Annotated in this window: 26 protein-coding genes and 2 tRNA genes; 10 read left to right on the forward strand and 18 right to left on the reverse strand. The window is 30.2% G+C overall.

Going from position 1 to position 22835, the window contains the following annotated elements; translation table 11 throughout:
• Window positions 1-90: 90 nt before the first annotated feature.
• From EGM88_RS11000 to cyoE, 5 genes are all read right to left on the reverse strand, one after another.
• Window positions 91-735 (reverse strand): hypothetical protein, encoded by a 645-nt coding sequence (locus EGM88_RS11000; protein ID WP_238988430.1) that lies wholly within the window; start codon window positions 733-735, stop codon window positions 91-93.
• A 100-nt stretch (window positions 736-835) separates the two neighbouring features.
• Entirely contained in the window at window positions 836-1195 is a 360-nt protein-coding gene (locus tag EGM88_RS11005; RefSeq protein ID WP_123898343.1) for a cytochrome C oxidase subunit IV family protein, read from the reverse strand.
• A 10-nt stretch (window positions 1196-1205) separates the two neighbouring features.
• Window positions 1206-2192, reverse strand: coding sequence for a cytochrome c oxidase subunit 3 (locus EGM88_RS11010; RefSeq protein WP_123898344.1), 987 nt, complete (start codon window positions 2190-2192; stop codon window positions 1206-1208).
• Window positions 2193-2273: 81 nt separating this feature from the next.
• Window positions 2274-2834, reverse strand: coding sequence for a cytochrome c oxidase subunit 3 (locus tag EGM88_RS11015; protein WP_238988431.1), 561 nt, complete (start codon window positions 2832-2834; stop codon window positions 2274-2276).
• Between the two features lie 6 nt (window positions 2835-2840).
• Window positions 2841-3746, reverse strand: a complete 906-nt coding sequence (gene cyoE / locus EGM88_RS11020; protein ID WP_123898346.1) for a heme o synthase — start codon at window positions 3744-3746, stop codon at window positions 2841-2843.
• A gap of 172 nt (window positions 3747-3918) precedes the next feature.
• On the opposite strand from cyoE, the gene EGM88_RS11025 reads away from it, so the two are divergent.
• Window positions 3919-3990 (forward strand) — tRNA-Gly (locus EGM88_RS11025).
• Between the two features lie 45 nt (window positions 3991-4035).
• Window positions 4036-4121: transfer RNA gene (locus EGM88_RS11030), tRNA-Leu, on the forward strand.
• Between the two features lie 299 nt (window positions 4122-4420).
• Here EGM88_RS11030 and EGM88_RS11035 read toward each other — a convergent pair.
• Genes EGM88_RS11035 through kduI form a run of 3 tightly spaced genes read right to left on the reverse strand, consistent with a single transcriptional unit; the run spans window position 4421 to window position 7279 of the window.
• Complete coding sequence (locus EGM88_RS11035; RefSeq protein ID WP_123898347.1) at window positions 4421-5602, reverse strand: DUF4861 domain-containing protein; 1182 nt, start codon at window positions 5600-5602, stop codon at window positions 4421-4423.
• Between the two features lie 25 nt (window positions 5603-5627).
• Complete coding sequence (locus tag EGM88_RS11040; RefSeq protein WP_123898348.1) at window positions 5628-6419, reverse strand: gluconate 5-dehydrogenase; 792 nt, start codon at window positions 6417-6419, stop codon at window positions 5628-5630.
• 17 nt (window positions 6420-6436) lie between these two features.
• Window positions 6437-7279 carry a 5-dehydro-4-deoxy-D-glucuronate isomerase gene (kduI, locus tag EGM88_RS11045; protein WP_123898349.1) on the reverse strand — a complete coding sequence of 281 codons (843 nt, stop codon included), beginning with the start codon at window positions 7277-7279 and terminating at the stop codon, window positions 6437-6439.
• Between the two features lie 160 nt (window positions 7280-7439).
• Between kduI and EGM88_RS11050 the strand changes: the two genes are divergently transcribed.
• On the forward strand, window positions 7440-8459 hold the full coding sequence (locus EGM88_RS11050; protein WP_123898350.1) for a LacI family DNA-binding transcriptional regulator: 1020 nt from the start codon (window positions 7440-7442) through the stop codon (window positions 8457-8459).
• A 43-nt stretch (window positions 8460-8502) separates the two neighbouring features.
• Here the strand turns inward: EGM88_RS11050 and EGM88_RS11055 are convergent, their stop codons facing one another.
• Entirely contained in the window at window positions 8503-9540 is a 1038-nt protein-coding gene (locus EGM88_RS11055; protein ID WP_123898351.1) for a LacI family DNA-binding transcriptional regulator, read from the reverse strand.
• A gap of 227 nt (window positions 9541-9767) precedes the next feature.
• On the opposite strand from EGM88_RS11055, the gene EGM88_RS11060 reads away from it, so the two are divergent.
• Genes EGM88_RS11060 through nagB form a run of 3 tightly spaced genes read left to right on the forward strand, consistent with a single transcriptional unit; the run spans window position 9768 to window position 13710 of the window.
• The gene (locus EGM88_RS11060; protein WP_123898352.1) at window positions 9768-10670 is read left to right on the forward strand and encodes a nucleotidyltransferase family protein; all 903 of its coding nucleotides are present in this window, start codon (window positions 9768-9770) and stop codon (window positions 10668-10670) included.
• 1 nt (window position 10671) lies between these two features.
• Window positions 10672-11745 (forward strand): phosphotransferase enzyme family protein, encoded by a 1074-nt coding sequence (locus EGM88_RS11065; protein ID WP_123898353.1) that lies wholly within the window; start codon window positions 10672-10674, stop codon window positions 11743-11745.
• A gap of 36 nt (window positions 11746-11781) precedes the next feature.
• Entirely contained in the window at window positions 11782-13710 is a 1929-nt protein-coding gene (nagB, locus tag EGM88_RS11070) for a glucosamine-6-phosphate deaminase (RefSeq protein WP_123898354.1), read from the forward strand.
• Window positions 13711-13846: 136 nt separating this feature from the next.
• On the opposite strand, the gene EGM88_RS11075 is transcribed toward nagB, so the two are convergent.
• From EGM88_RS11075 to aat, 5 genes are all read right to left on the reverse strand, one after another.
• Window positions 13847-14350, reverse strand: a complete 504-nt coding sequence (locus EGM88_RS11075) for a hypothetical protein (RefSeq protein WP_123898355.1) — start codon at window positions 14348-14350, stop codon at window positions 13847-13849.
• 190 nt (window positions 14351-14540) lie between these two features.
• Entirely contained in the window at window positions 14541-15761 is a 1221-nt protein-coding gene (locus tag EGM88_RS11080; protein ID WP_123898356.1) for a 3-phosphoshikimate 1-carboxyvinyltransferase, read from the reverse strand.
• Between the two features lie 107 nt (window positions 15762-15868).
• Window positions 15869-16117 carry a hypothetical protein gene (locus EGM88_RS11085; protein ID WP_123898357.1) on the reverse strand — a complete coding sequence of 83 codons (249 nt, stop codon included), beginning with the start codon at window positions 16115-16117 and terminating at the stop codon, window positions 15869-15871.
• Window positions 16117-16443, reverse strand: coding sequence for a nucleotide pyrophosphohydrolase (locus EGM88_RS11090; RefSeq protein WP_123898358.1), 327 nt, complete (start codon window positions 16441-16443; stop codon window positions 16117-16119). Before EGM88_RS11090 ends, EGM88_RS11085 begins: the two co-directional genes overlap by 1 nt.
• Before the next feature lie 87 nt (window positions 16444-16530).
• Window positions 16531-17166 carry a leucyl/phenylalanyl-tRNA--protein transferase gene (gene aat / locus EGM88_RS11095; protein WP_123898359.1) on the reverse strand — a complete coding sequence of 212 codons (636 nt, stop codon included), beginning with the start codon at window positions 17164-17166 and terminating at the stop codon, window positions 16531-16533.
• A gap of 108 nt (window positions 17167-17274) precedes the next feature.
• Between aat and EGM88_RS11100 the strand changes: the two genes are divergently transcribed.
• From EGM88_RS11100 to EGM88_RS11110, 3 genes are read left to right on the forward strand one after another with little or no spacing between them, the layout of a single operon-like run.
• Window positions 17275-17841: an RNA polymerase sigma factor gene (locus EGM88_RS11100; protein WP_123898360.1), complete on the forward strand. Its 567-nt coding sequence runs from the start codon at window positions 17275-17277 to the stop codon at window positions 17839-17841.
• A gap of 3 nt (window positions 17842-17844) precedes the next feature.
• On the forward strand, window positions 17845-18024 hold the full coding sequence (locus EGM88_RS11105) for a hypothetical protein (RefSeq protein WP_123898361.1): 180 nt from the start codon (window positions 17845-17847) through the stop codon (window positions 18022-18024).
• A 15-nt stretch (window positions 18025-18039) separates the two neighbouring features.
• Complete coding sequence (locus EGM88_RS11110) at window positions 18040-18867, forward strand: mechanosensitive ion channel family protein (protein ID WP_123898362.1); 828 nt, start codon at window positions 18040-18042, stop codon at window positions 18865-18867.
• 433 nt (window positions 18868-19300) lie between these two features.
• Here EGM88_RS11110 and EGM88_RS11115 read toward each other — a convergent pair whose 3' ends face one another.
• Both EGM88_RS11115 and EGM88_RS11120 read right to left on the reverse strand, forming a co-directional pair.
• On the reverse strand, window positions 19301-19675 hold the full coding sequence (locus tag EGM88_RS11115; protein ID WP_123898363.1) for a DUF3127 domain-containing protein: 375 nt from the start codon (window positions 19673-19675) through the stop codon (window positions 19301-19303).
• A gap of 10 nt (window positions 19676-19685) precedes the next feature.
• The gene (locus EGM88_RS11120) at window positions 19686-20546 is read right to left on the reverse strand and encodes a flavin reductase family protein (protein ID WP_123898364.1); all 861 of its coding nucleotides are present in this window, start codon (window positions 20544-20546) and stop codon (window positions 19686-19688) included.
• A 95-nt stretch (window positions 20547-20641) separates the two neighbouring features.
• Here EGM88_RS11120 and EGM88_RS11125 point away from each other — a divergent pair, with 95 nt between their 5' ends.
• Window positions 20642-21835: a sensor histidine kinase gene (locus EGM88_RS11125; RefSeq protein WP_123898365.1), complete on the forward strand. Its 1194-nt coding sequence runs from the start codon at window positions 20642-20644 to the stop codon at window positions 21833-21835.
• Window positions 21836-21938: 103 nt separating this feature from the next.
• Here EGM88_RS11125 and EGM88_RS11130 read toward each other — a convergent pair whose 3' ends face one another.
• Together EGM88_RS11130 and greA are read right to left on the reverse strand one after the other, a co-directional pair.
• Window positions 21939-22331, reverse strand: coding sequence for an HIT family protein (locus EGM88_RS11130; protein ID WP_123898366.1), 393 nt, complete (start codon window positions 22329-22331; stop codon window positions 21939-21941).
• 3 nt (window positions 22332-22334) lie between these two features.
• Window positions 22335-22811, reverse strand: coding sequence for a transcription elongation factor GreA (gene greA / locus EGM88_RS11135; RefSeq protein WP_123898367.1), 477 nt, complete (start codon window positions 22809-22811; stop codon window positions 22335-22337).
• Window positions 22812-22835: the final 24 nt, after the last annotated feature.

Genomic DNA, 22835 nt, shown 5'->3' on the forward strand with positions numbered 1-22835 from the left:
ATAAAATATTTTTATTCAACTGTTTGTAGAATCATTTTTAGAGATTGTACTTCAATAAAATTCCTTAAACATAGAAAGAATGAGTTATTATTAAATCTCCCTTTTATTCTTTTTTAAGGCTAATCGATACTCTGCGATTACTACTTTAACATCATCTACCATTTTGCCATGAATAGGAGCAACAGTTTCTGCGTTATACCCATACATCAATCCTTCATCTTCATCGTCTGTTCTTCCGCGTAAATGCATATCTTTATCAATAATAAAGGCATAAGGAGAATACCCATTATCATCAATACTAAGATTGGTTTTTAAACTATTAAATAGGTCTTTAATCTGTTGTTGAGAACCATATACAAAATTCCATTTTTGCATATCAGTAGTAACTTTAAGTTGTTTAATCAGTTCTTTTACTTGATCTGATGACCCTTCTTGGAGTACAACTACAAATTGAAAATCTTTAAATTTATAAAAATGCTTATAGATTTTCTCATTAAGATTTAAGGCATTGTTTTTTACTGTCAGTAAATCATCTCCTAAAAAACAAAGTATTGAAATTTTACCCTCTAAAGAAATTGAAGAACCGGTACTATTTTTAAATGCCGTTACATCTTCAATGTTTTCATTTAAAACTGGTAATTTGGCAAATTTGTTTGTTCCTGTTAACAAGAGCAAGTAGAACACTAACGGCATAATAAATAGCCCTACTAAAAGCCATACTTTTTTTGATTGCAAACTAAAGTTCCTTTTTAATTAAGTTACAAAATTACGGTTCTTTAGCGTATAAAAAAAGCGGTTTAACAACCGCCTTTTTTTATATTATTTCAATTGAAGATTAGTAACTCCATCGTGTAAACTCACGCATTACATCACCAATATAATTTCCTTCTATTAACACTAACGTAGATAAATAACAAATTAGAAATACTCCTGTCCACACTATGGCTCTACGAAAACTAGTTTTTTCATCTTTTAAGTGCATAAAATACCAAGCAATTCCATAAGCTTTTACTAGTGTTAGTATAATAAAAATCAAATTTAAATAGCTTGTACCTAAAAATTTACCTAAGTGTAAACTATCAGGTTTAATAATACCTAATACTACTTCAATAATTGTTATTAGAGATAAAAATCCGAAGACTTTCCAGATTAAACCTACATGTGATTCGTGTTCGTGCTCTTGATTATGTGTCATAATATTTTTTTTAAACTAAATAGAAGAATGTAAATACAAATACCCATACTAAATCTACAAAGTGCCAATAGAGACCAACTTTTTCTACCATCTCATAACTACCTCTTCTTTCGTAAGTACCAATAATTACATTAAAAAATATGATTATATTTATTAAAATACCTGTAAAAACGTGAAATCCGTGAAAACCAGTAATAAAGAAAAAGAAATCACCAAATAAGGTATGTCCATATTCATTAATTTTAAGATTTGCACCTTTTACAACACCAGTAGCTTTTGCTAAAAATTGATTAGCCTCTTCTCTAGAAAGTACTACTTTTTTCTTTAAGTCATGATTAAGTTGCTCTGTTCTCAGGTTTACATTAGGGCTATTTTTAAAGCTCTCTACTACTTCATTAACAGTGTATGGTGGTATTGCACCAGCATCTTTAACAAACCATAATCCATTAGTTCGTGTATGCTCTACTCTTTGATTAGTTGGTGATTTAGTTACAAAATCTTCCAAAGCAATTAGGTGACCAGCATCATCAACAAACTGAACAATCTTACCATCTTCTAATACTAATGATCCATAAGTACCATTAATAAAGTTTTTCCACTCCCAAGCTTGTGAGCCTAGGAATATTAGTCCTCCAACAATAGTAAGCAACATATACAACGTGACTTTAGCTTTTTTCATTTGATGACCCGCATCTACGGCTAACACCATTGTTACGGATGAAAAAATAAGAATAAAGGTCATTAATGCTACATAATACATTGGGTAATGACCATGTATAAATGGAACGTGTGTAAAAACCTCATCGGCTATAGGCCAACTATCAATAAATTTAAAACGCATAAGTCCGTAGCCAGCTAAAAATCCGGAGAAGGTTAACGCGTCAGATAAAATAAAAAACCACATCATCATCTTGCCATAGCTGGCTCCCAATGGTTTATTACTTCCACCAGCCCATGTGCCGTCTGCTGTGTTTTCTGTAGCAATTGTTGCTTCCATAAAAATTAATCAATTAATTTTGGTTATATATACTATAATGGTTGATAGGCAAAAATAAAAAATTATATGACATCAACAATATTATGTTATAAAATAGAAAAATAAAAACAGGAAAATCCATAAAACATCCACAAAATGCCAAAATATGCCACCAACTTCTAAGCCTAATGCATCGTTTGGTTTATATTTATGTCTTAAATGATTTATTAGAACAACTAATAAAACGATAAGACCCGCAGCTACGTGCAACAAATGAGCAAATGAAATCACTACCAACATTGATGATGAAACCACACTACCCTCTCCTGTAAAATACAATCCTACTTCTCTGAGTTGATTAAATCCTTTCACCTGGAAAGCGACAAATCCAACCGCCAATACTAACGTTAATATTAAAAAAATTGTTGTTAGAGCTCTATTATTTTTGTGAATATTTTTTTTAGCTAAATAATAAGAGACACTACTTAACATAATAAGTATACTACTGATATAAAGACCTTGTGGCAACCCAAAAGTAACCCAATCTTCTCTTTTACTACTAATTACATACGCACTAGTTAAACCAGCAAACATCATTATCATACTAATAATTGCAACGTACATCATTTGCTTTGTAGCTCTACTTTTTACTTGTGCATCCATAATCATTTAATGTAAAAATTTATCGATTACGTATATAACCTGAATTAAAGTTATATACAGTACACTAGATAACATTAGCTTTCTGGCCAGTTTATCAGTTTGTTTTTTATGCAATTGAATACCATAGTACAGCATTACTATACCTGCTATCAAAATTAAAATAGCAGCTACCACAGACAAACGTAGATTTCCTGTTAAATTAAAAACAGGAACAATTGAAACAATTATCATCCATATAGTATAGAAAATAATTTGTGCTGTAGCTTTTTTATTTTTTTCTCCGGTAGGCAACATATTAAAGCCTGCCTTTTTATATTCATCATACTGCAACCAACCGATAGCCCAAAAATGAGGAAATTGCCAAAAAAACTGAATCACAAATAGCATACCTGCTTCAATTCCAAAATTATTTGTTGCTGCTACCCATCCTAACATAAATGGAATAGCACCTGGCAAAGCTCCAACAAATACTACCAATGGTGTTTTAGGCTTTAACGGCGTATAAATACTAGTATATAAAAATATAGAAATAGCTCCAAACATTGCTGTTTTAGGATTAATCAAGTATAAGATTACTATTCCTAAAATAGTAGATAAGGCTGCTATCAATAAAGCAGTATTAACCGACATTCTACCAGCTGGTAAAGGTCTATTTTGAGTCCTTTTCATTAATTTATCGGTATCTTTTTCAATTATTTGATTAAAAGCATTAGACGCTCCTACCATAAAATACCCTCCTACAGCCAATAAGATTAACGTTGATACTTGCACTGTGTCTACCGCTAACAAATACCCAGATAAGGCAGAAAAAACAACACTAATTGACAATCCAAACTTAGTTAATTGTTTTAAATCATCTAAGATGGTAGCAAAAGATTGTTTTTTTGTAATAGTACCCAAAGAAGTTTGCATAATTAATTACTAAAGTGCTGCAAATATATTTATTAATTCAATACTACCAACAGTAAATCAGAGACTTTCCAGTTCCTTTTTAAAAAATATTAAAAAAGGCTTTGGAATTTATAGAATTGTATTAAATTTGCCGTCGCATTTGAGATGAAAATGTAATGTTCTTTAAAAAAACGCGAAAGTAGCTCAGGGGTAGAGCATCACCTTGCCAAGGTGGAGGTCGCGGGTTCGAATCCCGTTTTTCGCTCATTCATAATATATACCAATTTGTTGTCGTACAAACGACAAACAGGCTCGAGTGGTGGAATTGGTAGACACGCTGGACTTAAAATCCAGTGGACAGTAATGTCCGTATGGGTTCAAGTCCCATCTCGAGTACTTAAAACCTTGTTAATCATTTGATTTTCAAGGTTTTTTTTATTTTACACTCTATTTTTTAAGACCTTTTACACACGATATAAATAGGTAATAGCGAAGTTGAATTTGTAAATTAAAAAATATTGGAACTGAACTGTCCCCTTAAGTTTTTCCTATAATCCCTTAAAAAAACTTGTTTAGAACCTTTAAAATTAAAAAGCCTAGGCAAATTGCCTAAGCTTTTTAATTTAAGCTAGTGTTTAACGCTTAAAATAAACTACATTTGACTTTAATAAACACCCTTCTTTCTTAATATTTTTCTAGTTTAATACAGTAATCGTTACTTTTAAAGGATTATTAATTTGTTTAGAAAAGTTATTCAAATAAGCTTCCCATTCTTGTTGATTTTTAAATTGACCACTTTTTTTCCATCCAAAACCAGCATAATATATCACTTTATTATTTTCTACAGCTAGGTGTGCATAAGCATTGCTTAAATCTTTTGTTTCTACATCATAAGTCTCAAAGCCGTTAAACGTATTTTTAGGAGCAACTATAGCCGTACCTAATTCAGAATCTCCATGTGGTTGCCAGTAACTAAGCCAACCATTATCATTATTTCCTGTAACTACACCATCTTTTTCGTGAAGTGTTAATCCTGCAGATAATTGGTTAGCACCTTCTATTGAAACTTCAAATTTTGATAAATTACTACCTAAATCTAAACTGATAATTTTTGATTCTTTAATTAAACTACCTGCAGCATCCCAATCTTCAACCTCTAAATAAAAACTAGTTCTTATTGGACCTGTAGTTATCGTTTTCCATTTTTTATAATTTTTAGAAACATAGTATATACTGTCTTTTTTTACCGCTACACCACCTACACCTCTACTACTGCCTACATGAAAATTATCCAGTCCTTCTCCAGTGTCTACATGATAAGAACCATCTGTCTCAAGATCTTTCTTGTACCATTTGTTTATTATAGGATATTCAACCCTTTTTAACCAAGCATCTACCCCGCTAGAAAGTGTACCTCCTGGGACATTATCTTCAATCATTTTTTGAGCGGCTGGACCATACATTCGAAATGCAACACGATTATTTTCCCATGCATAATCATCAGTACGTTCAGGGACAAACCTTGAATAACAAAGATCTTCTGCTTGAGGTCTTTCAGAATCTGAAATTGTAACTATTTGATACGTATTTTCAGAATTTGCATTTACTTTTGGCTGAAATAAAATGTTATCCATTACACCATCACCATCATTATCAACCAGCTGTGTAACCTGAAAGGTCTCTGTTTCTAAATCTTTTATTCCAATATGAGTTAAACTATCCAGTTTCAATTCAGATTTGCTTAAAACAACGGTTTCATTAGTACGCTCAATATCTAATGTATTAGTTACTTTAACAATAGTACTACTTTCTTTTGGTAAACAAGATGTTATCAATATAATAACAAACGTTAAACTAAGTAATCTTGTAATTTTCATAAGAAATATTTAATTTTAAATAACATTATTCGTTTGCTGGTTTTCCAATAGTAGCCAAAATACCACCATCTACATAAACCACTTGCCCATTAACAAAATTGCTTGCTTTAGAACTTAAAAAAACGGCTGTACCTTGTAAATCCTCTGGATTCCCCCATCGGGCTGCAGGTGTTCTTTGAATAATAAAATCATTAAACGGATGCCCATCAACTCTTATGGGTGCTGTTTGACTTGTTGCAAAATAACCTGGACCAATACCATTAGCTTGAATGTTAAATTTTGCCCATTCAGTAGCCATACTTTGAGTTAACATTTTTAATCCTCCTTTTGCAGCAGCATAAGCACTCACTGTATCTCTACCTAATTCACTCATCATAGAACAAATATTTATGATTTTTCCTCCTCCTTTTTCAATCATTCCTTTAACAACGTGTTTTGAAACAATAAAAGGTCCCACTAAATCAACATCAATTACGGCTTTAAAATCATGAACTTCCATATCTACAATGGGTGTTCTTTTAATAATTCCGGCATTATTAACCAAAATATCTATGGTACCAACTTCTTTTTCAATATTAGCTATAGCTTTAATTACTTCTTTTTCATTTGTTACATCGAAAAGACTTCCATAAACTTCAATGCCTTCTTTTTTATATTCTTCAATTGCATTGTCTAATTTTTCTTGAGATGAATTTCCATTCACAACTATTTTAGCTCCCGCATTACCAATACCTTTAGCCATAGCCATTCCTAAGCCATGTGTTGCTCCAGTAACTAATGCTATTTTTCCTTTTAAATCGAATAAATTAATTGACATAATTTTTTCTATAATGATTATCTTAATTCACTTATTTTACAATGGTCCATGTCACCATAATCTAAATTTTCACCAGCCATTCCCCATATAAAGGTATAGTTACTAGTTCCTGAACCAGAATGTATAGACCAAGGAGGAGAAATTACAGCTTCGTTATTTGCCATCCAGATGTGTCTTGTTTCTTGAGGTTGCCCCATAAAATGGCATACTGCCTGGTCTTCAGGCACTTCAAAATAAAAATAAACTTCCATTCTTCTATCATGCACATGAGCTGGCATAGTATTCCAAACACTTCCTGTATTTAATTCTGTCATTCCCATTTGCACTTGACAAGTATCTACAGTACTATTCACAATAAGTTTTCTAATAGTTCTGGCATTGGCTGTTTCTAAAGATCCCATTTCCACAACTTCAGCATCCTCTTTACTAACTTTTTTTGTTGGAAACTCCTTATGTGCTGGTGTAGAGTTTAAATAAAATTTTGCTGGTTTAGCAGCATCATCACTACTAAAAGTAACATTTTCATTTCCTCGACCAATATATAAGGCATCCTTGTAACCTAATTTATATACAAATCCATCAACAGTAACTGTTCCATTTCCACCAACATTGATAATACCTAGCTCTCTTCGCTCTAAAAAATATTCAGCTTTTAAAGGATCAATAGTTTCTAATTTAACACTCTTTTTAACTGGCACAACACCACCTACAATATACCGATCATAATGGGTGTAAACCAATTTCAATTTATCTGGCATTAATAAATCTTGAATTAAAAACTCATCTCTTAATGTTTCCGTGTCATATGCTTTTACATGCTTTGGAGATGCAGCATACCTTACTTCATAATGATTTGACATATTTTTTATATTTATTACTATTATTTAAATTCATTCAATTTAGACCTTATAAAAAGATTCTAAACCACGCAAAGATAGCAAAAATACCACAAAATACAATCGATTGTATTTTTAATTATCACTATATTTGCTACAAAATTTATAAGGAAAAGAATTTCAAATGAAAGCAAATAAAGTTACCATACATGACATTGCTAAAGCGTTAGATATAAACAGTTCTACGGTTTCAAGAGCTCTAAACGACAGTCCTAGAGTTACAAAAAAAACAAAAGAAAAGATTTTAAATAAAGCTAAAGAAATGGGCTACAAACGCAATCTTTTAGCATCCAATTTACGCAAAAATGTTACAAACACTATAGGTGTTGTAGTTCCTAGAATATCGCGTCATTTTTTTTCTTCAGTAATTCAAGGAATAGAAGAAACTGCATATTTAGAGGGGTATAGCGTTATCATCTGCCAATCTTTAGAGCAATTAAAAAGAGAGAAAAACATATTAGAAACATTAGCTGCAAATAGAGTGGATGGCGTATTGATGTCAATTTCAATGGAAACCACTAATTATAACCACATACAAGAATTAAAACAAAGAGGAATCCCTTTAGTTTTCTTTGATAGACATCCAAACATTTCAAAAACCAACAACGTTCTTATAAATGATTTTAAAGGAGGTTTTGATGCAACTCATCATTTAATTTCCAAAGGATGTAAAAATATTGTTCACTTTTCAGGACCTCAAGAATTAGCAATATATAAAAATAGATTGCAAGGTTATAAGCAAGCGTTAAAAGAAAGTAACATTCCTTTTAGAAATGAATATATTATAAGCTCTAGATTAATGGAACACGACGGAGTAAACAATATAAAGGAACTAATAGCTAAAAATTTAATTTTTGATGGTATCTTTTCAGCCAACGACCTCGCAGCTATTGGAGCAATAAAATACTTAAACGAAATTAAAGTTAATATTCCCAAAGATGTTGCTATTGTGGGCTTTAGCAACGAACCTATCTCAACAGTAATTAATCCTAGCCTAACAACAATTAATCAACCAGGGTTTGAAATAGGAAAAACAGCAACTGATTTATTATTACAACATATAAAAAACCAACACACATCCTTAACCACTGAAACCATAATTTTAGAATCAAATTTAATAGAACGTCAATCATCGAACAGATAATACAAAAATAGCCTAACTACAAAGTCTTAAGTAAAACCAAATTTCAACTTCTTAAAAACTGAGTAACATTCTCTGAATTAATGATATCAATTGGCAATAACAGCTGGTTTGGAATATTTTTTTCAAAAAGAAAATGTTCTACTAAAAACTTTAATCCTAGATAAGCTTGCTGTTTCGGATTTTGATGAATTAAAAAATCAATAGTACCAGTTTTCAAATGGTTAACATTTTCATCCAACAAATCATAACCAACCAAAGCAATATTTGTGTAATTATTCTTTTTTAGAAAATCTGCAACTTGATAAACTTTAGATGTTGTTACAAAAATTCCGGTCAAGTTGGGATGTGATTTTAAAAACCGATTCAAAAGACTATCAAAATCAGGATGTTTTAATTTACATTTTAAGACTTTGTAATTTGAAATTTCTTTAAAAAAACTCTCAAACCCCCTCTCCTTTTCTTGCATAAACACCGCATTTTTATATTTCTCATCAATATGAATAACTGCAAGATCACCTTTAGAGGTAATAGTTTGTAACAATTTAGCCCCTACCCTACCGCTTTGATACAAGTTCTGACCAATAAAATTTTTAGTAGTAACCGTCTCAATAGTATTGTTAAAAATAGAAACAACAATACCCAACCGCTCATATTGTTTCATAACAACACTAGCTTCTTTAAAAAATAAAGGAACTAATAAAACTGCATCAGGTGTTGCTTTTTGAATTTCATTATTAGCCTGCAGAAACGATTTTGTGCTTTTAGGACTAAAAAACAATTGCTTTATATTAACTCCAAACGCATTAAATTCATCAACAACACTATTAACCCCTTCTAGACAAGGCTCCCAATAAGGGTCCTGTTCTGGATTAGGCAACAATACATAAATAGTATAAGCCTTATTATTTTTTAAATTACGAGCAATAAGATTAGGATGATAATCAATTTCATCTAATATGTTAGTCACCCTTTTAAGAGCAGTTTCAGAAACTCTCCCCCTATTATGCAAAACACGATCTACCGTACCTTTAGAGACACCAGCTAATTCAGCAATATCACGAATTGTATATTTTTTAGACATAGTACAAATATATAAAAGCTCACGAAATTTTCAACTGTGTTATCGAACACATTTTATTGTGTGTTCGAGCACATTTTTTCATCTTTATTCTTTTTTTATTCGTTTACATTCTCTATTTTTGTATGAAATGAAGCAACTTAAATTGTTTTACATTTATCTATATTGCTGATTTTTAATTTATTACATTTTAATGAGTAAAAAACATAACTATAAACAAACTGTCTAAAATGAAAAAACCTACACTTGTAATATTAGCTGCAGGGATGGGAAGCAGATATGGAGGTCTAAAACAGCTTGATACTTTTACTCCCGAAGGGGATACTATAATTGATTTTTCACTTTACGATGCACTTAGAGCTGGGTTTGGAAAATTCGTTTTTATTATAAGAAAAAGTTTTGAAAGTGAGTTTAAAGAACTCTTTAATAAAAAACTAAAAGGTAAGGCAGAAGTTGCTTATGTTTATCAAGAAATTAATAGCGTACCAGAGAAATATGTAAATCCTAATCGTACAAAACCATGGGGTACTGGCCATGCTATGTTAATGGCAAAAAATGAAGTTAAAGAGAACTTTGCAATAATTAATGCCGATGATTTTTATGGAAAAGAAGCCTTTGAAGTAATGGCTAAATACTTAATAGAAAAAGACAAATCTTCATTTGAATTTTGCACCATGTCATACCTTTTAAAAAACACCGTTTCAGAAAATGGCTATGTATCAAGAGGAGAATGTCAAGTAAATGAATACGGATATTTAGTAGATGTTACTGAGCGTACACATATTGAAAAGATTGATGGAAATTTAGTAAGAAAAACTGATGACGGACAATTAATTTCAATTGATGAAAACACTATTGTTTCAATGAACTTTTGGGGGTTTACACCTAAATGTTTTGAATTTGGAGAAACATTGTTTGAACAATTTTTAAAAGAAAATCAACATAAATTAAAAGCTGAGTTTTACATTCCTTTAATCGTAAACGAAATGCTTAAATCGAAAAAAGCTAATGTAAAAGTTTTAAAATCTGATGCGAAGTGGTTTGGTGTAACCTACAAAGAAGATAAAGAATTTGTACAAAAAGCAATTGAAAATTTAAAAAACAAAGGCGTTTACCCTACTAAACTTTGGTAATATGACAGCAGAAAAATTAAAAACAATTTTTGAGCAATTTCAACATAATGGAAATTTTGACTCTTTCAAAGAGCTGTCTTCTGGTCACATCAACGACACTTACTTAATAATAACAAATAAAAAACCTTATTTTGTTTTACAACGTATTAATCATGGTGTATTTAAAGATGTTCCAGGATTAATTGAAAATAAAGTAGCTGTTAGCCATCATATACAAGAAAAACTAAAACATCTTCCAGAAAAAAAAAGAAAACGTCGTGTTCTTGAATTTGCAAAAACAAAATCAAATCAATCGTACTATAAAGACGAAAACGGAAACTATTGGAATTTGATGTATTTTATAGACAAAAGTGTAACTCACGAAGTTGTTACTAGTAAAGAAATTGCTTATGAAGGCGGTCGTTTATTAGGTAATTTCCTGACACTTACAAGTGATTTTGACGCTTCAAAATTAATAGAAGTGATACCTAACTTTCACGATATGTCTTTTCGATACCAACAATTTGAAGATGCACTTAAAATAGCTTCTCCAAAAAGATTAGAAAAAGCAAAACATTACATAAAACGCGTTGAAGATTTAAAAGAAGAAATGCATATTCTTCAAAAACTTAAAGAATCTGGCGACATTAAATTAAGAGTTACTCACAACGATACTAAAATATCAAATGCTCTTTTTAATAAAAAAAATAAAGGATTGTGCCTAATTGATACAGATACTGTTATGCCAGGCATAGTGCATTATGATTTTGGTGATGCTATTAGAACAATTTGTAACACTGCCGCTGAAGACGAAACCAATTTAGATTTAGTTGAATTTAATTTAGAATACTATAATGCCTATAAAGAAGGTTTTTTAAAGAAAATGAAAACCTCTTTATCTGACACCGAATTAAAATATTTGCCATTAAGTGCAAAAACAATGATGTTTATAATGGCTCTTCGATTTTTAACAGATTATTTAAATAATGATATCTATTACAAAACAAAATATCTAGAACATAATTTAGATCGTGCTAAAAATCAGTTTAAACTTATAGAAAGTTTTACAACTAAAATACCAATACTAAAAGATTAAAAAAATTAAGTAACCCACCTAAAAAATTAATACATTATGTTAGAAAGTACTTTAGACAAAGCTACAGGTTTTGAAAAAAGATTTGAGAATATAGGCACACTTGTGTTTGAAAATTCAATTTCAGCATCTAAAGCTGTTGCCAAAGAGATTGCTGACTTAATTAAAGTTAAACAAGCTCAGAAACAACCTTGCGTTTTAGGATTGGCAACCGGATCTTCACCAAAAGGATTATATGCTGAATTAGTACGTCTACACAAAGAGGAGGGGTTAAGCTTTAAAAACGTAATATCATTTAATCTAGATGAATATTATCCAATGGAGCCTGATTCGGTTAATAGTTATGTCCGTTTTATGAAAGAACATCTATTTAATCATGTAGACATTTTACCTGAAAATTGCCACATTCCTGATGGAACTTTACCAAAAACAGCAATTAGAGACTATTGTGACCAATACGAATCTAAAATTGAAGCCTTAGGCGGAATAGATTTACAAATTTTAGGTATTGGCGGCAATGGACACATTGGATTTAATGAATCTGGTTCACTTCAAAACTCAAGAACACGACTAGTTGCTTTAGATCACATTACAAGAGTAGCTGCAAGTCAAGATTTTTCAGGATTAGAAAATACCCCTAGAACAGCTATTACATTAGGTGTAAAAAAAATAATGGAGGCAAAAAGAGTGATACTTTTAGCTTGGGGTGAAAAAAAATCAAACATCATTAAAGCCTCAACAGAAGGACCGGTAACAAGTAGTGTTCCGGCATCATACTTACAAGAACATGACAATGCAACAATTGTATTAGATAAAGCTGCCTCGTCAAAGTTAACTAGAATTGATACCCCTTGGTTGGTAGAAAAAATTATTTGGACAGATAAATTGATAAGAAAGGCTGTTTTACGTCTAGCTCTGCATGTAAAGAAACCTATTTTAATGTTAACAGATGCTGATTATATTGAAAATGGTATGAGTGACTTGCTAACTGACTCTGGACCGGCATACGACATCAATATTAAAATATTTAATGAACTACAAAACACCATTACAGGATGGCCTGGAGGCAAACCAAATGCCGATGACACCAATAGACCAGAGCGTGCAGAACCAGCAAAAAAACGCGTACTAATTTTTAGCCCTCATCCTGATGATGATGTGATTAGTATGGGAGGTACTTTTAAGAGATTACAAGACCAAGGTCATGAGGTTCATGTAGGCTATCAAACATCTGGAAATATTGCAGTTGTAGATGATGAAGCTCTACGATTTGCTCGTTTTGTATGTGATTACAATGAAAAATTTGGCATTGAGTGTAAAGAAGCTGAGAACATCTACAAAAAAGCTGCAAAATTTTTAGAAAACAAAAAATCTAGTGAAATTGACACTCCCGAGGTTAGATATATCAAAGGATTAATCAGAAAAGGTGAAGCTAGAGCTGCTGCTAACTTCTTTGGTATCCCTGATGAGCAAATTCATTTTATGGAATTGCCTTTTTATGAAACAGGAACCATTGAAAAAAAACCAATTGGCGAAGAAGATATAAAAATAACTATGGATTTGATTGAAAAAATAAAACCTCATCAAATCTATGCAGCTGGAGATTTAGCCGATCCGCACGGAACACATAAAGTCTGTTTAGATGCCATATTTGCTGCCGTTAAAAATCTAAAACCGAAAAAATTTATGAAAGATTGTTGGGTTTGGTTATACAGAGGAGCTTGGCAAGAGTGGAGCATTGATGAAATAGAAATGGCTGTACCAATGGGTCCAGACCAAGTACTAGAAAAACGAAAAGCTATTTTTAAACATCAATCGCAAAAGGATGGAGTTGTCTTCCAAGGATCTGACAGTAGAGAATTCTGGCAACGTGCTGAAGACAGAAATAAAGAAACAGCTGATTTATATGACGCTTTGGGTCTTTCGCATTATGCTGCTATGGAGGCCTTTGTTAGATGGAAATATTAAACTAACGAGAATATATCACCCAATTTTGTAATAAGGAAAACTATTTCCTTGATTAAACAAACAGCTTTAGTAGGACTAAAGCTGTTTGTTTTTGGAGATTAATTTGTCTTGGTTAAATATGTAATAAAACCAATTACTACTTTCTTGTGTAGATATTCTTCACAAAAGGAAACCAAGTTCTTCCTTTGTTTTTTGTGTACCCAACAACTAATTCATTTTCTGTAGCTGAAAGTCTTTTATAAATTAATTTGAATGAAATATCTTCACCTAATTTATTTTTTGTTTTGTATTCACTATCTAAGTTGTTAAAAATAATTGTTTCATTACTAATTGTCCCTTTATAAACATCAACACTGCCTAAAGTCTTATCAAAAGACATCAATCGATAACTGCTATCAACAACATCAAATGCAATTGTGTTGTTTAAACAAACATTACAATCTTCTTTATTTAATTTCACCTTTTCAGTAATAAATGTTTCTTCAATTTTGCACTCAGAATTTCCTTTACCCGATTGAATCCAACCTTTAGTTAAATTATAACTATAAACACTAATATTAAAGTCACCTACCAAAAAAGAGAGGTTATTAAATCTATTTATTACTTCTTCTTCAGCAAAAGTTGGCATATAGGAAATCATGGTTGTAATTTTTGGGTTTTAATATTGATTTAACTCTATGCTTAAAAGACGTCCATAGTATTTTTATGTTACAAATTTTAACATTTTAAAGTGATTTTTTTGCTAAAAAAAGAAATTGCTTATCTATTAAAAGCATTAATCGTAAATAAATTGTAGTTAAAAAAACAAATAAGATGCAGTAAAGCTTGCTCTATTTTAAAAAACAATAGTCTAAATCTTCCCAAAACCTAACATATGACTTAGTTACAACATCAGCATTTTCTATTGTAAAAGGGATTTTTAAAGCCAATGGTGCAAATGCCATTGCCATTCTATGATCGTTGTAGGTTTTTACAATTACATTTTTATTCATTTTAGCTGTAGAAGTTTTTAAATGTAAACTTCTATCAGAAATTTCCACATTGGCACCAAATTTTTCTAATTCGTTCAGTAGTGCAACTAATCTGTCTGTTTCTTTAATTTTTAGGGTATGTAACCCTGTTAAATCACAGGGAATACCTAATCCAAAACAAGTTACCGCAATTGTTTGTGCAATATCAGGTGCATTTATCAAGTTAAGCGTTTCTAAATCAGCATTAGCCGAATTCACCTTAGTTAGTGTTATAGAATTTTCTTGATATTGGGTTACTACCCCAAAGTTTTGATAAATATAAGCCAAGCAACTATCTCCTTGTAAACTTTTTTTGTTATATGATGATAAAGTTAAAGTTTTTCCAATTTCACTTAAAGCTACTAAGCTGTAAAAATAAGAAGCTGAACTCCAATCAGATTCAACAATAATTGTCTTGTCTAATATTGTTTTTTGAGGCTTAATTTTTATAATATTCTTTTCCCAACTTGTTTCAATTCCGAGTTGATTTAATAAGTTTAGTGTCATTTCTAAGTAAGGTCTAGAAGTTATTTTTTCAAGTAATTCAATTTCCAAACCATACTCTAAACTTGGAGCAATTAATACCAAAGCCGAAATGTATTGACTACTCACATTACCGTTTATTGAAACTTTATGATTTGTAATCTCTTTTCCTTTTATTTTCAGAGGAGGATACCCTTCCTTATCAACATACTGAATATCTGCACCTAACATTTTTAATGCATCAACTAAAATTTTAATAGGTCTGTTTTGCATTCGCTCAGAGCCCGTTAACACCACTTCTTTATCTTTACTAACAGCAAAAAAGGCAGTTAAAAATCGCATGGCTGTACCTGCATGACCGATATTAATTACTTTTTTATTAGACTGTAAAGCATTTGTTAGATGAACAGAATCATCTGAATCTGATATATTTTCTAATCTTAAATTCGGATAGAATTGTTGTAATATTAATAATCGATTCGATTCACTTTTAGAACCTGAAATTCTAATGTTTGATTCAATTATTTGTTTATCTGTATAATCTAAAAATAAATCCATTTAATATTTTACAAATTTAATTTAACACCATAGACCGCCTTCAAACCTAAAAAACTATGTGTTAAATTTTAGGTTTTTGATTATCTAATAAGGCAAACTTCTTCAACTTATTTTATATTTCTGCTGGTTACCCAAACACCATAGACAACACTTACAATAATTTTGGTTGTAAAGAAAATTTTCCATTTTCCGCGATTAAAATTATCGTCCATTATTTTACCCCAATCAGCTTCTATTATTGCAGAAAAACTATTAAAAAGTAAAGAAATAATAACAACAGTTATAAAAAATGGAATTATTATCATCAAAGCTCTTTTCCAAAAATAAGCGGTTTTAATTTTCTCTAAAAATGTCATTATTTTAATTTTTCATTATTATGATGGCGATCATGATCACGTTTGGTTTTTATCTCTAATTTTTTATTAAAAGAAGCTTGTAAGTCAACACCTGTCTGATTTGCCAAACACAACACTACAAATAATACATCAGCTAACTCTTCTCCTAAATCTTTACTTTTATCAGATTCTTTCTCGCTTTGTTCACCATAACGCCGAGCAATTATGCGTGCTACTTCACCAACCTCTTCTGTTAATTGAGCCATATTGGTTAGCTCATTAAAATAACGAACACCATGTTCTTTTATCCAATTATCAACTTCTTTTTGTGCATTTTGTATATTCATAGAATTTAAAATCTAGATTAAATTTCAAAATTAAGCATAATTATATTCAATAACACTTTCTAGATGTTTTATATCATGTCGCTACAACTATTTTTTAAGATATTTTAAAAATTTTGATCGAGGTATTTCTTTTGCTCCTAAACTTGCCAGATGATTTGTATATATTTGACAATCGATTAAGCTATAATTTTCATTTTTCAATTTTTCTACAAGGTAAATAAATGCAATTTTAGAAGTATTAGAAATTTTACTAAACATACTTTCTCCACAAAAAACAGTTCCCAAATCAACGCCATAAAGTCCACCCACCAATTCATTTCCATACCATACTTCAACTGACTTACCATATCCCAATTCATGTAAATTAATGTATGCTTTTTCCATTTCATCTGTAATCCAAGTACCTCCTTGTCCCTCTCTATAAATATTTTTACATGCTCTAATTACGTCATTAAAATTTTGATTAAACGTAACTTTAAATTCATTTTTTCTAAGAATTTGCTTCATACTTTTAGAAATTTTCAATTCATCTGGGAAAAGCACCATTCTAGAACAAGGACTATACCAAACAATAGGTTCGCCTTGATTATACCATGGAAAAATCCCACTTTTGTACGCTAATAACAAACGCTCAGAAGATAAATCACCTCCAATAGCCAAAACCCCATCATTTGTAGTTGTTTCCACAGGAGGAAACCATAATTTATCAGATAAAAAAATCATTTTTTAGGCATTCTTTGAATGCTTAAATATAAAATTTTATAAATTACATTGAAATTAATGTGACTTTTTTTAAAAATCTGTGTCATACAGTTAACCAATCTATGAATTTTGAAAACAAATAGTTCAGTTCAGCCTTTAACAGATGAACTCTTAGTTGAAGAAATTATTAAAACTAAAGATACGTCATTGTTTGGTGATTTATATGATAGGTATAGCAAAATAGTTTATAACAAATGCTATTCTTTTACAAATAATGTTGATGAGGCTAAAGATCTTGCTCAAGATATTTTTTTAAAATTATATATTAATCTTGGCAAATGTAAGTATGTATCAAAATTTTCAGCTTGGTTATATGTGTTTACCTATAATCATTGTGTAAACTATATTACAAGAGAGCAGTCAAAAAAAATAGAAAATAAGTCAGTTCCTATTGAAGATGAACGTTTATTAATTGACCATGATGACAATAGTTTATTTCAATTAAAGGTAGATAAATTAAAAGAAGCACTTGAGTTAATAGAGCCGGACGAAAAGATGATATTATTATTAAAATATCAAGATGATATAAAAATTAAAGAGCTCGTAACCATTATGGAACTTAGCGAAAGTGCTGTGAAAATGAGATTAAAAAGAGCAAAAGGAAAGCTTATTAAAAAGTATAATGAAATACAATAACTAATGGAAAATCCTTTTAAAGAAATTGGACACCCACCAATGGAAGCTCCAAAAGAAATGAAAAAAATTGTAATGGAAAATGTTAATTCATTTAAACTTTTTATTGAAATGATGAGTTTTTTCTCACTTGACTATGCCAGTGCTGTAGAAGCTTTTTTTAAAAGAAAAAACAAAAATTTTTAATCTAGTATAATTTAAATGGAAACTATTACAAATTGGAAAGATTTAATGTTTAATTCCCTCAATGAAATGGGTATAATTATAATGAGGGCATTACCAAATATAATTGGGGCTATCCTTATTCTACTAATTGGATGGTTAATTACTAAAATGGTATTAGTTATACTTGCTCGTCTTTTAAAATTTGTAAAAGTTGACAAGTTAACAGAAGTTATAAATGATAAAAATATTTTTGGTAAAACTGATATAACCTTTAATGTATCAAAAGTTATTCTTGGTTTTGTTAAATGGATTTCTTTTTTAGTTTTTTTAATCGTTGCTGCAGATATTATGAAATGGGAAATAATATCTGTAGAAATAGGAAAACTTTTAGGGTATTTGCCAAAACTATTTAGTGCAATAGCACTATTTATGGTAGGCCTGTACATTGCAAGTTTTGTCAGAAAAGCCATAAAAGGATTGTTTGACTCCTTTGACCTTATAGGAGCTAAAGCTATAAGCAACTTTGTTTTTTATATAATTGCCGTTATTATAACAGTAACCGCTTTAAACCAAGCAGGTATTGAAACTGATATAATAACTAATAATTTAACAGTAATATTAGGTGCATTTCTGGGTGCCATTGCCATATCTTTAGGATTAGGGTCTAAAGAAGTTGTTGGAGACCTTTTAAGAACATTTTTTACCAGAAAAAATTTTGCTGTAGGACAAAAAATAAAATTTAAAGATATTTCTGGTACTATTATTTCTATAGAAAATATATCAATGACAGTAAAAACAGAAACAGGTTTAGTGGTATTACCCATAAAAGAGGTAGTATCTAATGAAATAGAAATAAAAATTTAAATTTTATAAATGAATTGAACAATTTAATCAGGACTTTTTATAGTAATTGGCATATATGTATATATTATTTGACAACCTTTCTCCCTTATTGTTATTTAACTTTTGTATAGTCAATTATAAAAAAAGAGAGTTAAAGAAATAGCATTTATTTCTTCAACTCTCAAGGTCCAGATTTTAAAACATCCTATTAAGTTTTAAATAGGAGTTTAGGTAAGCGTGTTAATTGTTATGAAAGGGAATTAGTGCTAAAAACCTTTTAGTAATCTACTAAAAGGTTTTTTTATACATAACAATTACGTTTTGTATAAAACATTAGGTTCCCAATCAATTTTAATCTGCTAATAAAGATAAATAAAAAATCCCATTTACATCTAGATATAAATGGGATTTTTTTTTGTTCAATTCTTTTAAAAAAAGAATATACTAATACGTGTTAGAATGGTAAATCATCTGGTTCTTCATCAGAAACATTATCGGCTGGTTGAAAATTATCAACTGCCTCAACTGGAGGTATTGCTCCAGAACCATCTGCTTGTAGTTTTTCAATTCTCCATCCTACAATTGAATTAAAATATTTAGCTTCTCCTTCTGGGTTAATCCATTCTCTACCACGTAAATTAATATTTACTTTAACTTGGTCACCCTCTTTATAAGTATCTAATAAAGTAGTTTTATCTTGTACAAACTCAATTAATAACATCTGTGGATATTGCTCATCAGTAGTAACCACCATTTCACGTTTTCTAAACCCACTAGATCCAAAAGTTTTTGTTTCGTCAATTTTTTTAATTTTCCCTGTAACTTCCATATTATTCTAATTATTTAATTAAAAGCACTTTCCAAGCACTTAATACATCATTTCTTTTTAAAAATTCTTGTGCAAACTTATGTTTTTCTTCTGTTTTTAAACCTATATAATTAGGATTATCCTGTGCAAAGTTATCAACATCGTGTTGATTAGGGATTGCCTCTACATTACCCAACATTCCTAAATTATTTCCGGTGAGGACATTACTTTTTCTAATCTCTTCAGGAATTTGATCTACACCAATCCCTAAATTCTGTAAAGGTTTTAGTATTTCAAAAAAACCACTTTTAGCTCTTGAATAATAATTACCACCTGCCCTAGCAATTAAGTCTAATTTTGTTTGATCAATCATATTATTTTCATCTAAAACAGTTTCATCAATATGAATTTTTAAAACCTCACAAATAATTAAATTTCCAGCTCCTCCTTCTGTACCTAACTCAATTATATCATTTACCTTACACTCAAACTGAACTGGTGATTCTGCGACTCTAAAAGGTTTTATTACTTCTGAAGGCAACATTGTTAATCCTGTTTTTTCAAATTCATTAATTCCTTTTGCATACTCTGTACTAGACAAAGACATTTGTTGAGCAAGAGAATAATTAACTACATTAATAACTACTTCTTTTACCTCTTTTAAATTTTCATATGTGTGTTTAGTTGTATTATCTTTGCCTCTTCTAGAAGGTGAAAAAATTAATATTGGCGGATTGGCACTAAAAACATTAAAAAAACTGAAAGGTGATAAATTAGGGTTTCCATTAGCGTCAATAGTACTTGCAAAAGCAATTGGCCTTGGGGCAACTGAACTTAGTAAATAAGCGTGTAATTTGGCTGTAGTAATGCTATTAGCGTCAATTGTCATCATAATAATGTTAATAAAAAACAAAAATACTTAATAATCAAACATAATATCAGATATTTTTTTTAGTTATATCGCAAGATAACTTTATATTTGTTACAATGAATCTCCCTTTTAGCAAGAATATAATTAGATGGATATTAATATCAGCAGCCTTTTTATTGGTTGCTCTTATTTTATGGAATACAAATACATTCTTCAAAAACTTTAAACAAGAAGAGCGTACTAAAATGGAGATTTTGGCTTCTGCCTACAAAAATGCCTCAGGTATATCTAATTTAGATGCCGATTTTTCTTTAGAAAATAAAATTATTCAAAGTAATAGTAATATTCCTATGATTTACACTACTGAGAATAATGTTATAAAAGGATGGGCCAATTTAGACGTAGAAGACACACATACTTCATACAACGATTTGCCAGATAAAGATAGAATGTATCTGTCTAATCAACTTGCTGAAATGCAAAAAGAAAACAATCAATTGGCCGTTACTTACGAATCATTAAAAGGGCCTGTTACAGATTATATATATTACAGAAATTCTGATCTTTTATATAAATTAAGATATTATCCTTTAGCACTTTTACTAATTTTATTTCTTTTTGGTGTAGTTATTTACCTCGTATTTAAATCTACTAAAGTAGCTGAACAAAATAAACTTTGGGCAGGTATGGCTAAAGAAACTGCACATCAAATTGGCACTCCTTTGTCTTCATTATTAGGTTGGGTAGAAATTCTTAGAATGGACAATACTGATGAAAATACAGTAATGGAAATAGAAAAAGATATTGAACGCCTCAATACCATTGCTAATAGATTTTCTAAAATTGGCTCAGTACCAAAACTTACTAGACATAATATTGTTTTAGAAACCAAAAAATCTTTTGACTATTACTCTTCAAGAAGTTCTAAACTTATCGATTATCATTTTGACACCAATGAAGATGAAAAAATTTATGCTATGATTAATCAGCAATTATTTTCTTGGGTTATTGAAAATTTAGTAAAAAATGCAATTGATGCCATGGAAGGAAAAGGCACTTTAAGAATTAAAGTTTTCTCTAAAGATGGCAAATATGTTCAGGTACAAGTTACAGATACAGGTAAAGGAATTCCTAAAAACCAATATCGTAAAGTATTTGAGCCTGGTTTTACTACCAAAAGGCGAGGTTGGGGATTAGGATTGTCACTTACTAAAAGAATTATGGAAGATTACCATGACGGTAAAATTATTGTAGAAAAATCTGAAGTTGGTGTAGGAACCACCATGAGTGTACTTTTAAAAGAACTTTAAAACTTTTTCTATTTTTTTAATCAATCAATTCTAAGTTCATTTTTCGTATTAATACTTTTACCTGTGTTTACTTCTAAATTTAATTATTAGACTACAAAATAATTTATTGATTTAATTCTTTTCTTATTTTAGCTGCAACTTCCTCAAATGCCTCTTTAGTCATATTTACTTTATGATTAAATGTAGCGTCTTTCATTTCATTTAAAGGTATTAAATGAACATGAACATGAGGAACTTCTAATCCTATAACAGACATTCCAACACGTTTACATGGAACTGCCTTTTCTATGGCTATGGCAATTTTTCTAGAATACTCCATTAGCTTAGCATAGGTTTCCTTGTCTAAATCAAATAATTTATTTTCTTCCTTTTTAGGCACAACTAGCGTATGACCTTTTGAATTAGGATTAATGTCTAAAAAAGCATAAAATTCATCATTTTCCGCTATTCTATAACTAGGCAACTCGCCATTAATAATTTTGGTGAAAATTGACATAGATTAAGATCTTGTAATTTCTAATATTTCGAATTTCATCACACCATTTGGGGCATTAACCTCAGCTATTTCCCCTACTCTTTTACCCAACAAACCTTTTCCTATTGGTGAGTCAACAGAGATTTTACCCGCCTTAAAATCGGCTTCAGAATTAGCTACTAACGTATAACTAACAACCATATTATTAGCCGTATTTTTAATTTTTACAGTTGATAATGCTAACACTTTAGATGTATCTAATTGCGATTCGTCAATTAAACGAGCAGACGCAATTACATTTTTTAATTGTGCTATCTTATATTCTAATAAAGACTGTTCTTCTTTTGCTGCATGATATTCGGCATTTTCACTTAAATCACCCTTATCTCTAGCTTCTGAAATAGCATTTGTTACCCTTGGTCTTTCAACACTTTCTAATTGTTCTAGCTCTTGTCTTAATTTTTTTAAACCTTCTGCTGTATAATAAGAAACCTTACTCATAATTTAATTATTTTTATAAAAATC

This window comes from Aureibaculum marinum (genome assembly GCF_003813905.1).
Taxonomy (GTDB): Bacteria; Bacteroidota; Bacteroidia; order Flavobacteriales; family Flavobacteriaceae; genus Aureibaculum; species Aureibaculum marinum.